Source organism: Ameyamaea chiangmaiensis, from assembly GCF_013376175.1.
Taxonomy (GTDB): domain Bacteria; phylum Pseudomonadota; class Alphaproteobacteria; order Acetobacterales; family Acetobacteraceae; genus Ameyamaea; species Ameyamaea chiangmaiensis.
Genome location: NZ_JABXXR010000099.1, coordinates 1 through 11,054, shown reverse-complemented (window position 1 = coordinate 11,054; position 11,054 = coordinate 1). Strand labels below are relative to the sequence as shown.

Sequence of the window (11,054 nt, the reverse complement as noted above, 5' to 3'; positions counted from 1 at the left end):
GTGCAGGGTGGCGTTGCTGTCGGCGGCGTGGCCGGAAGCCGCCTCCACGCCGGTGAACGTCGCCGCGAGGTGGCGAAACCCGGCGCCGCCGGCACTCAGTCCGTCGATCGTCAGGGTGCCGCTGCCTTGCGGGGCCGTCAGAGCACCCTGCAGATCGAGGCCAAGCGCCAGCGACTGCCACGACGCCATAGCCCCAAGCGCCATGGCCGGCGCATGGGCCTCGACCCGGATCGCAGCCCCTGGATGCACCAGGTCGACGGTGCCGCGCGTCGTCGCCGACAGGGCGCCGGCCTGAAGCGCAAAATCAAGGGCGGCGTGCTGGCGGGGGCCGGAGAGGGCCAGATGAAGATCGAGCGGATCGAGCGCCGCGAGGCCGCCCTGGGTGCTCAGGAAGCCACCCGGCGCCTCATGCGCGGCAACGGTCATGGCCAATGTGCCGGGCAGAGTGCGCGTCGTCAGGGCAAGCGTCGCCGGCGTGTCGAGCCGTGTCAGATTGAGGGCGATATCCGTGTCAGGAAGTGTCTCGACCGATACACCCCCGAGGATCGGGGCAATCGTGGCGATCATCGCGTGACCGTTCAGCGCAAACGCGGCCGCAGTCCCGGCGACCTCCCGCCCGACCTCGATGCGATGCGCCTCCAGCGCGCGCACATCGACCTTGATGCCCGGCACGCTGGAGCCCCCCGATTGTGACGCGGGCTGTGCCTGTGTGGTGTCGGCAACCGGCAGACGCGGGATCGACAGCCGGTCGAATGACAGGCGATCCACGCGTGCGGTCAGGACGGCAAGACGCAACGGCGACCAGTCGAGTGCGAGATTATCGATCGAGAGCCAGACCCCCTTCCGGTCGCTCAATGTGATGTTGGCGGCACGCAGGGCGTCGGGGAAGCGGCCGGACAGGCCCGTCAGATGTACCGTGCCGCCGGTCAGTACGGTGGTCTGGCGTTCGATGTAATGGCGCCCTGCCCCGACATTGGCGCCGACCAGCACGATGCACAGCGCGAGCAATACCAGGGAGACCGGAAGACCGATCAGCACGGACGGGATAAGGATCAGCGCGCGGCGCGCCCGTTGGGAAAGCGCCATCAGAAAGTCTCACCCAACCCAATATAGAGTTCCCATTTGTCGCCGCGAGGAGGCCGGTTCATTGGCACGGCGACATCGAGTCGGACGGGTCCGATCGGCGTGTAGTAGCGCACGCCGCCGCCGACGCCGACCCGAAGGGTCCCCTGGCCCGGGCGACTGCCGGTGCCGACCTGACCCGCGTCGGCGAACGCGGCGGCACCGAAACTCTTGAGTATGCGCTGGCGGAACTCCACCGATCCGGCGTCCAGCGAGGTTCCGCCAATGGCGTATTTGGTGTTGCCGTATTGCGGTCCCACACCCTGATAGCGAAAGCCGCGAACGGTGGCCGAGCCGCCGGCATACAGACGCTGGTCGGGGGGGATGGCGTAGGTTGAAGCGCCCTGCACGCTGGCGACGATGCCGCGCACGGCGACCACGCTGCGCCCCTTTGCCGTCCAGCCGAAATTGGCGAGATCGAGATAGGTCGACGCCGTTGCCTGCAGGATGGCGTAGAATGACGTCCCCTGCCCGAGCGAGACCGATGGCGTGGCACCGAGCGACACCCGGACACCGTGCGTCGCGGGATCGATGGGTGTCGGTGTCCCGGTCGTGTCGAGCGTCGCGGCGAGCGGCGCCATGACGATGGTGTAGTCGTGCGATATCCCGAACTGGTCGATCCGTTCCTGTTCACCAGCCAGGCCGTAGTTCACGTTCCACATGCGACCGATCGGGCGCGTGAGCCCGGCCCGCGCCAAAAGCGCCGTCTGCCGATAGGAATAAAAGAGCTGGCGCATGCCCTCGATACGGGCGCTAAAGGTCTCGCGCCGTGCGATGAAGTTCGGTTTCATCAGGTCGGCATAGACATCGTAGCCCAGCCCCTGCTGCGCGGAGCCGCCCAGGCCCGTCACCAGAGCGGTCAGCCGCAGACGCTCGGCGTTGCCGAACACGTTCCGATAGGTCCACGTGACGCCCGCGCGGCCACCAAGGTCGGTCGAAAAGCCGGCTTCCGCCCCGACGGAGCGACGCTTGCCCTCCTTGAACGTGAAATCCAGCGGCATGGTACCATCGGCCGCCAGTGCCTGGGAGTCGTGAACGCCGACCTGGGAGAACACGCCGACGGATGCAAGATCCTGACGGGCGGCCTCGATCTTCGAGGGCTGGTAGAGTTGGCCCGGTGCGACCGTCAGTCGACGGCGGATGAAACCGGGATGTGTGCGTTCGAGGCCATCGAGGCTGATGGCGCCAATGTTCACGCGTGGGCCGTGATGAACGTGAAAGACCAGATCGAGCGTGCGCGTCTGGGGCCTCAGATAGGCGACGGGCGCCGATACGCTGGCCAGGGCGTGACCTTCTTCCTGCATGGTGTTCAACAGCCGCCCCTGAGCGGCGAGAACGTCCGACGCCACAGCCGGCATTCCCGGCTTGAGCGCAAAGGCTTCGGCCTCGGCGGGGGCAAGTGCGACTGGTGCTGTCGCCACCGGTGTCGGCGTCTGGGTCGCAGGCGTTGCGGCGGACACCGTCGCGGGGGCGTCCAGCGTGATCTGGCCGAGATGAAACACTGGCCCCGTTACGGTTTTGACCCGAATGTCGAGCTTGGTGCCCTGCGGCAGGCCCGAGAGCCATTCGGCAAGTGCCGGATCATCGCCGCGATGTTCGCCCGGTTGCAGGGCTTGCGCCTGTGCGACGGTCGCTGCGGGTGGCGTTTTTGCCGTGGAGTCTGCCTTGGACTGAGCCCCGGCTTTCGCGCGAGTCTGGTTTTGGGCGGCCGCGACGGTGATCACCACCGTCGCGTCGTAGAAACCGAAGCTCTCCGCCGCGCTGCGCAGCCGGTCATAGTCGCCCCGGATGCGTCCGGCGAGCGCGTAGGGACCGATGGCGCGTGTCTTCTGCAACGAGACAAGAGTGGATGACGCCGTCTGCGCCCCGTCCACCGCACTTTGGCCAGACGGTGTGATCGTGGTGGTGTAGGGCAGTGTTTCCGCGCCCCGCACCACGCCTGGCAGAAGCGCGGTCAGCGCACCCGACGCCGCCAGACACAGCACCTTGCTTCGATGTCGCCCGCGATCGGGCACTACTGGCGACGTACACTCGTTCATCGGCCCGACCATGCGGATGATCCGTGTCGCACTTCCGTACGGTGCGCCGCGCACCTCGCGCCCATTCAACCGCGCGCTCTCCCATCTCTTCGTGTCCGACCGCGTCGCGCGGGCACCGTGCCAGCCTGACGGCATCCACCATGACGACATCGTTCTTACGCGGCAACCTTGGCCGGGTTGTGGCCTGACCGTAAACAAGATGCCAATATCTTTCTGATATACGGCCTAATATTATGTGCGGATAAGGCTGACATGATTTGATAACGAGAGTCGAAGTGCTGACATCGCCCGGCAAATGATTGTGTCGCGGACGGCCTTCGCGCTATGACCGGCCTGTCCGGGCTTCGCGCGACCCCAAGAACACATCCGCCAACCGTTGCAGACGGAGTCGACGTCATTTCATCCAGCGCCACACTTGCCATGTCCGAGACCGGGCTGATTGCTCCGTCGGAGCCGCCGGTGGTCGCGGCCGTGTCGACCAGACCGACCCTGTCCCCACACCGGGCGAGACGTCCGGACTCGCCACCGCACACCGCCCGTCTGCCCGTCCTCCCTTCGCGGCTGCTCGCGCTTGCACACCGGATTCGGGCCGGCCGCCGGATTGCCTGCGTTCTGATACTGGCGGCGATCTGCGCAGTGGTGCAGTCGGTCCTCATCCTGTTGCCGGGGCGGATGAAAATTCGCTTCGCGCGGTTTTTCTGGGCCTGCATCGCGCGGCAGATCGGGCTGCGCGTGCGTGTCCTGGGAACGCTGGCCGGCGGTATTCGCGCCGAGTCGGACGCGGCGCAGCGCCCGGTGATCTTCGTCGCCAACCACTCGTCATGGGCGGATGTCGCCGCCATCGGCGGCGTCGTTCCCGCCGTGTTCGTGGCCAAGGACCAGGTGCGCACATGGCCCGTAATCTCGACGGTCGCACGACTGGGACGCACCATCTTCGTCTCGCGCCAGCGGGGCACCACGGGGCGGGAGCGTGACGACATGGCCACGCGGATTCGCCGTCAGGACAACCTCATCCTGTTTCCCGAAGGTACCTCGTCGGACGGATCACGCGTGCTGCCGTTCCTGTCGTCGTTCTTTGCCATCGCCAAACCGCAGCCACGTGGCGAGACCCCGATCGAGGCAGCCTTCCCCACGCCGCTGGTCCAGCCAGTGTCGATCGTCTACGACCGGCTGGACGGTCTTCCGGTCGGCCGCGCCCGGCGCAGCGTGTTCGCATGGTACGGGGACATGGACCTCGCGCCCCATATCTGGCGCCTGACCCAATGGCGCTCCATGCGTGTCACCATTATGCTGCACCCGCCACTCGACCCGGACGCGTTCCCGTCGCGCAAGGCACTCGCGGTCGCGGCATGGCAGGCGGTGGCCGATGGCGCGGCGACACTTCGTCAGAACAGTCCAGTGCCGGAATAGCGACGCCAGGCCGCATCTCCGTCCGCCGGCCCAACTCCGCCCCGCGGCACCGCTTTCGGCACAATGAGCGCTTGACAGCCTACCCCCGTTCGCGGCGACACTCCGATACGCGAAACGGCAAAGGCAGTGCCCCGACTCCGATGACGCCCGCAACGCAGCACCGACCTGGACTTGCCCGACCGTCCCAGCTCGGTGTGCCTGCCAACGTGCGTTTTCTCTTGACCATCCGGGTATGGGACCTGATGTCTGCGGACATCAGCGCCGGCGCGCCCGGCGACCAGTCAAGAGAGCATATCGCGTGACCGTCACACCTGTCCCCGGCCCTACCACCCAGCCCACGTCCGATCCGCATGCCCGTGGCCTGCACGTCATCACGTGGGGCTGTCAGATGAATGTCTATGACAGCGCGCGGATGACCGACGTCCTGCGGCCACTCGGTTATGCCCCTGTCGACGCGCCGGACGCGGCGGACATGGTCATTCTCAACACCTGCCACATCCGTGACCGCGCCGCCGAGAAGGTGTTCTCCGAATTGGGTCGGCTGCGGCTGGTCAAGGAGGAGCGCGCCGAGGCCGGTCGCAAGACCATCATCGCCGTCGCGGGCTGCGTTGCGCAGGCCGAGGGCAAGGAAATCCTCGCACGCGCGCCATATGTGGACATCGTCCTCGGCCCGCAGACCTATCACCGTCTGCCCGAGATGGTCGCGCGCGCGGCGCGGGCCGGCGGCGCGGTGATCGACACCGATTTCCCGGCCGAGCAGAAGTTCGATTTCCTCCCTGATGCGCAGGCCCCCCAGACGCCGGGCGGCCTGACCGCGTTCCTGACCATTCAGGAGGGGTGCGACAAGTTCTGTTCGTTCTGTGTCGTCCCCTACACGCGCGGGGCCGAGGCCAGTCGCCCGGTGGCGTCGGTACTGGCCGAAGCCCGCCGTCTGGTCGCGACGGGCGCGCGCGAGATCACGCTGCTTGGCCAGAACGTCAACGCCTATCACGGCGACGGTCCGGATGGCGTGGTGTGGGGGCTCGCCCGTCTCGCCGGGGAGATGGCGCGGATACCCGGCCTCGCCCGCATCCGCTACACCACGTCACATCCCCGCGACATGGACGACGCGCTGATCGCGGCCCATGGTCGCCTGCCCCAGTTCATGCCGTTCCTGCATCTGCCGGTGCAATCGGGCTCCGACCGCATTCTGCGCGCCATGAATCGCGGACATACGGCCGACGAGTATCGCGATCTGGTCCGTCGTCTGCGCGACAGCCGACCGGACCTCGCCCTGTCGTCGGATTTCATCATCGGCCACCCCGGCGAAACGGACGAGGACTTCGAGGCCACGATGACGCTGATCCGCGATATCGGGTTCGCGCAGGCCTTCTCGTTCAAATATTCGCCGCGTCCGGGGACGCCTGCGGCCGGGGCTCCGCTACAGGTGCCGGAGGCCGTGAAGGACGAGCGTCTGCAGGCCCTTCAGGCACTGGTGCGTCAACAGCAGGACGCGTTCAACGCGGCCACGGTCGGGCGCACGCTGCCGGTGCTGGTCACGGGCAAGGGCCGCAAGCCCGGCCAGTTGTCCGGTCGTTCCCCCTATCTTCAGCCGGTACACTTCGATGGGCCGGAACGCCTGATCGGCTCCGAGGTGGCTGTGGAGATCACGGCGCCGTTCACCAACTCGCTGGGCGGCCAACTGCAAGAGGAGAGAGCCTGCGCTTGACGACCTCACCCCCCTTCGCCCTGACGGGCGCGATCGCCGGGAACGCCACGCGGCGTGTCCCCTCCCCCGCCGGACGTCTGACCGGTGACAGTCGCGCAGCGACGCTGGAGTTCGGCGACAACGCCGTTCTCGCCGCGCTGGTGGGCGACCATGATCGCCATCTGCTACGCCTCGAACAGGGACTGGGCGTGCGCTTGACCTGCCGGGGCAACAGGGTGGCGATCAATGGGGAGCCCGAACGGGTACGGCTGACGCGCGAGACGCTGGCAGCGCTTTACCGCAAGGCCGAACGGGGTGTGACGATCGATTCGGGAGAGATCGACAGCGCGATACGGCTGGCGACCAGCAACTGGGCGGAAGCCCTGATGGAGCGTGGCATGACCCTTACCTCTTCCATCGCCCCCCCCTCCGTCGGCGAGGAGCCACGGCTTCCGCTGGCCGACCTGCCCGCGATCCGGACCAAGCGCGGGCCGATCGCCGCGCGCTCAGCCGGACAGGCGGCGTATATGGAGATGCTGTCCCGGTCCGAACTGGTGTTCGGGATCGGTCCGGCGGGAACAGGCAAGACCTATCTGGCCGTGGCGCAGGCGGTCGCGATGCTCCAGAGCGGTCAGGTCGACCGTATCGTGCTATCCCGCCCAGCGGTCGAGGCCGGCGAGCGGCTGGGCTTTCTGCCGGGCGACATGAAGGACAAGATCGATCCGTATCTGCGGCCGCTCTATGACGCGCTGCACGACATGATGCCCGGTGATCAGGTCATGCGCCGCATGACCACGGGCGAGATCGAGGTGGCGCCGCTTGCGTTCATGCGCGGCCGCACGCTGGCCCACGCCTTCGTCATTCTGGACGAGGCGCAGAACACGACCACCGCGCAGATGAAGATGTTCCTGACCCGCATGGGTCATGGAACGCGCATGGTGGTCACGGGCGACCTCAGCCAGATTGACCTGCCGTCGGGCGTGACATCGGGATTGAGAGACGCGATCGAAACACTGGAAGGGCTGCCCGGAATCGGTATAACGCGCTTCCAGTCCGTCGATGTCGTCCGCCATCCGTTGGTGGCGCGCATCGTGGATGCCTATGATCAACGCGCGGTCGCGGTGCGGGACATGTCCCGCAGCCGCTCGCGCCGGGAAAACGATGGAACCTCGAAGTAGTCAGGGCCGCCACGCGCAGGCCCAACCGTTTCAGGACGAGCCGGGCGATGACCCGGCCCGCCCCTCCTCACGTGACATGTCCGGTTTCGCGCCCGAGGGCGACGACGCGACAATCATCGTCGCCGACCCCCGCTGGCGCGGGGTCGTGCGTGGCATCGAACCGCTGCTGCGCCGTGTCGCCCGCGCGGCGGGTGGCGGCGAGACGGCGCCGACGATCGTCCTGGATGACGACCGGGCTGTACGGACGCTCAATCACCGCCACCGCGACCGCAACAAGCCGACCAATGTCCTGACATTCATGCCCATCGCACCGGGCCATGGCGGCGACATCGTGCTCGCACGTGGTGTCGTCCAGCGTGAAGCGCGCGCGATGGGGCGTCCGGTGCGCGATCATCTCGTGCATCTTGTCGTGCATGGGATCCTGCATCTCGCAGGCCACGATCATCACGAAGTGGGCGAAGCGCGCCGGATGGAAATGGCCGAGGCCTGGATCCTCGGCCGTCTAGGGGTGCCGAACCCCTGGAAATCGGCGGCACGGGGGCGCGACCTGTGACGGACCCCGGATCCGAGGCCGCCCGGCCCGAACAGGTGCCCGCGCGACGCGGTCTGCTGGGACTCTTCTCCCGGCGCCGGCCGGAGCAGAGCCTGCGCGAGTCCATCGAATCGCTGGTCCAGGAAGTCGAGGCGGCCGGCGGCGGTGAGGAGCCCGAGCTCGACCGGCAGGAGCGCGCTCTGATCGCCAACGTGTTGCGGCTGCGCGGCAGCACGGCGGGCGACGTGATGGTGCCACGTGCCGACATCACCGCCATGGCTGTGAACATCACGCTCGACGAGGCACTGGCGACCATGCGCCGGGAAAATCACTCGCGCATGCCCGTCTATCGCGAACATCTCGATGACATCGTTGGCATGATCCATGTGAAGGACCTGGTCGCCTATGTGGGGACCAGCGACGCCTTCGACATCGAGAAACTTCTGCGCCAGCCGTTGCTGATCGTGCCGCAGGTGCCGGTGCTGGACCTGTTGTTGCAGATGCGGCTACGCCACGTACATCTGGCGCTGGTCGTCGATGAATATGGCGGGATCGACGGGCTTGTGACGATCGAGGATCTGATCGAGACGATCGTGGGCGACATTTCCGACGAACACGATGAGCCGGTCGAGGACATGATGACGACGCGGCGCGACGGCGCGTACGACATCGACGCGCGGCTGCCGCTCGACCTGCTGGAAAAGCGTATCGGCCCGTTTCTGACCGAGCCCGAGCGCGAGGCCGAAATCGAGACGGTCGGTGGGCTTGTGTTCCATCTGGCCGGCCATGTTCCCACCCGGGGCGAGGTTCTGACGCAGGAAAGCGGCCTTGTGTTTCGCGTGCTCGAAGCCGATGCGCGGCACATCCGGCGTGTGCGGATGCGACTGCCCGGCGAATGGGTGATGCCGCCGGAGGACGCGGCCGACGGAAAAGAATGATGGGCATCACCGTGCGTCCGACTTGACGCACGGCGATGATCGGGGCTCTGTCGGCACGAACAACCGGCCGGGTGGCATGAGCCACCCCTGTCGCACCACGATAACGCCTTGCGCCCCGAGGAACCCTGTCATGCCGCAGACCCGTCGTTCGATCCTTGCCGGAGCCCCCGCCATCGCCCTGGGTATGGCCGGACTGGTCACGCCGGGCGTAATGCGGCGTGCGCTGGCGGCGGACCCGCGCATGAGCGAGCGCGCATTGGGCAACCCGAACGCCAAGGTGCGGGTCGAGGAATGGTACTCCATGACCTGCACCCACTGCGCGCGTTTCGCCGCAGACGTGTTCCCCAAGGTGCGCGAGAAGCTGATCGATACTGGCCGCATCTATTACGTGTTCTGCGACTACCCGCTGGACCGCGTGGCGCTGATGGCGACGATGGTCGCACGGTCCCTGCCGGTCGAGCGGTATGAGCCGTTCGTCCTGTCGCTGCTGTCGAGCCAGGATCGCTGGGCCTACAATCAGGACGTCGATCCGCAGGCGCAGCTTCAGAAGATGGCGGCCCTCGCCGGCATGTCCGCCGACCAGTTCACCGCCACGATCAACGACGAAGCCCTGCGTCAGGCGATCATGGCCGAGGAGGATTCGGCCACCGCACGCTATAAGATCGATTCGACGCCGACATTCCGCTTCAACGCGATTCAAGTCAGTGGCGAGATCTCGTTCGACACGTTCTCCGCCAATGTCGACAAGGCGGCCGCCTGATCCACGCCATGACCGCGCGTTTCGTCCGCCTGCGCATCGCCGGGTTCAAGAGCTTTGCCGACCCCGTCGTCGTCGACATTCTGCCGGGTCTGACCGGGATCGTCGGGCCGAACGGCTGCGGCAAGTCGAATGTCGTCGAGGCCCTGCGCTGGGCGATGGGCGAGAGTTCCGCCCGGTCGCTGCGCGGCGGCGAGATGGACGACCTGATCTTTGCCGGAACGGCCGCCCGTCCGGCACGCAGTCTGGCCGAGGTCAGCCTGACGCTGGAGGGGGCCGCGGGCATCGCGCCCGCGCCGCACCATGAACAGGACGAGCTCGAGATCACACGGCGCGCGGAGCGCGGAGCGGGGTCGGATTACCGGATCAACGGCAAGACCCAACGCGCCCGTGACGTGCAGACCCTGTTCGCCGATCTGGCGTCCGGCGCGCGGTCATCGGCCATGGTCAGCCAGGGCCGCATTTCCGCGCTGGTCAACGCGCGACCAGACGAGCGGCGCTCGGTCCTGGAAGAAGCCGCGGGCATCACCGGGCTGCATGCGCGACGCCACGAGGCCGAACTGAAGCTTCGCGCGACCGAGACCAATCTCGGCCGTGCGGAAGACCTGCGGGTCCAGCTTGAAGGGCAGCTCGAAGGGTTGCTCGACCAATCGAAAGAGGCATCGCGTTACCGGGAATTATCGGCCGGACTGCGCGACGCGGAGGTTTCCCTGCTGGCCCTGTTGCACGCCCGGGCGCGACAGGCGGTCGAGCGCGCGGGAGAGGCTGCGGGGCGGGCACGCGTCGCCCTGAAGCAGGCAGAGAATGCCGCCGAGCAGGGCGTCGTTGCGGAATTCGAGGCCAACAAGGCGCTGCCGGCCTTGCGCGAGGCGGCGGACCGGCATCGCACCCAGCTTGAACGTCACCGCGTGGCGGCGGAGACCGTGGCGCAGGACGAGGCCCGCGCCACGCAGGCCGCAAGGGAGTCGCAGGACCGGCTGGCGCAGCTGGAATCCGATCTGGCGGCGGCGCAGGCGCGTCATGACGATGCCCGTGATCGGTTAAGCCAACTGCAAGAGGAACAACGCGAGGTGACGGAGCGTCTGGCGGTGCTGCCGGACGCGCGTCACGAGGCACAACAGGCGCGCGACACCGCCGCATCGGCGCTTGAGCGCGAAACCGTGGCCCTCGACCAGTTGCGCGCTAGAACGGCCAGTGCACGTAGTGAGATCGCCGCCTTGCAGGCCAAGCGCGACGAGACGCGTGCGCGGCGTGCGCGGCTGGCGCAGCAGCTTGAACGTCTGGAGCACGAGACCGGCGCGCTGCGGGCCGATCTTCCGTCCGAAGAGACGGTTGGTGCGCTCGAGGGCGCTCTGGTCGACGCTCAGGCGGCACTGGATGCCGGACGCGTG

8 protein-coding genes and 1 pseudogene are annotated in these 11,054 nt (G+C 67.3%); 7 read left to right on the top strand and 2 right to left on the bottom strand.

The genetic code is table 11. The annotated features are described in order from the left end of the window. Positions 1-1,086: pseudogene (locus tag HUK82_RS11575) on the bottom strand (translocation/assembly module TamB domain-containing protein); the annotation flags it as partial. Then, on the bottom strand, positions 1,086-3,173 hold the full coding sequence (locus HUK82_RS11570; RefSeq protein WP_373318277.1) for an autotransporter assembly complex protein TamA: 2,088 nt from the start codon (positions 3,171-3,173) through the stop codon (positions 1,086-1,088). The pseudogene HUK82_RS11575 and the gene HUK82_RS11570, both read right to left, overlap by 1 nt. A 408-nt stretch (positions 3,174-3,581) precedes the next feature. Between HUK82_RS11570 and HUK82_RS11565 the strand changes: the two genes are divergently transcribed. The 7 genes from HUK82_RS11565 to HUK82_RS11535 form a co-directional block, all read left to right on the top strand. After that, a complete protein-coding gene (locus HUK82_RS11565) occupies positions 3,582-4,571 on the top strand; it encodes a lysophospholipid acyltransferase family protein (protein ID WP_176614103.1) in 990 nt (329 codons plus the stop codon). Positions 4,572-4,869: 298 nt separating this feature from the next. Then, positions 4,870-6,279 (top strand): tRNA (N6-isopentenyl adenosine(37)-C2)-methylthiotransferase MiaB, encoded by a 1,410-nt coding sequence (miaB, locus tag HUK82_RS11560; RefSeq protein ID WP_264802236.1) that lies wholly within the window; start codon positions 4,870-4,872, stop codon positions 6,277-6,279. Then, positions 6,276-7,436, top strand: a complete 1,161-nt coding sequence (locus tag HUK82_RS11555) for a PhoH family protein (protein ID WP_373318276.1) — start codon at positions 6,276-6,278, stop codon at positions 7,434-7,436. Before miaB ends, HUK82_RS11555 begins: the two co-directional genes overlap by 4 nt. Then, positions 7,420-7,989, top strand: coding sequence for an rRNA maturation RNase YbeY (gene ybeY / locus HUK82_RS11550; protein WP_246495435.1), 570 nt, complete (start codon positions 7,420-7,422; stop codon positions 7,987-7,989). Before HUK82_RS11555 ends, ybeY begins: the two co-directional genes overlap by 17 nt. Further along, positions 7,986-8,906, top strand: coding sequence for a hemolysin family protein (locus HUK82_RS11545; RefSeq protein ID WP_176614101.1), 921 nt, complete (start codon positions 7,986-7,988; stop codon positions 8,904-8,906). The genes ybeY and HUK82_RS11545 overlap by 4 nt, the downstream gene beginning before the upstream one ends. A gap of 130 nt (positions 8,907-9,036) precedes the next feature. Next, positions 9,037-9,666: a thioredoxin domain-containing protein gene (locus HUK82_RS11540; protein ID WP_176614100.1), complete on the top strand. Its 630-nt coding sequence runs from the start codon at positions 9,037-9,039 to the stop codon at positions 9,664-9,666. Positions 9,667-9,674: 8 nt separating this feature from the next. After that, the coding region (locus tag HUK82_RS11535; protein WP_176614099.1) for an AAA family ATPase at positions 9,675-11,054 on the top strand (1,380 nt) is incomplete at its 3' end.

What these genes read in the sequence shown, in the direction of transcription:
- HUK82_RS11570 (WP_373318277.1), bottom strand. Translation starts at nt 3,173, where the DNA reads ATGGTCGGGCCGATGAACGAGTGTACGTCGCCAGTAGTGCCCGATCGC.
- HUK82_RS11565 (WP_176614103.1), top strand. Translation starts at nt 3,582, where the DNA reads ATGTCCGAGACCGGGCTGATTGCTCCGTCGGAGCCGCCGGTGGTCGCG.
- ybeY (WP_246495435.1), top strand. Translation starts at nt 7,420, where the DNA reads ATGGAACCTCGAAGTAGTCAGGGCCGCCACGCGCAGGCCCAACCGTTT.
- HUK82_RS11540 (WP_176614100.1), top strand. Translation starts at nt 9,037, where the DNA reads ATGCCGCAGACCCGTCGTTCGATCCTTGCCGGAGCCCCCGCCATCGCC.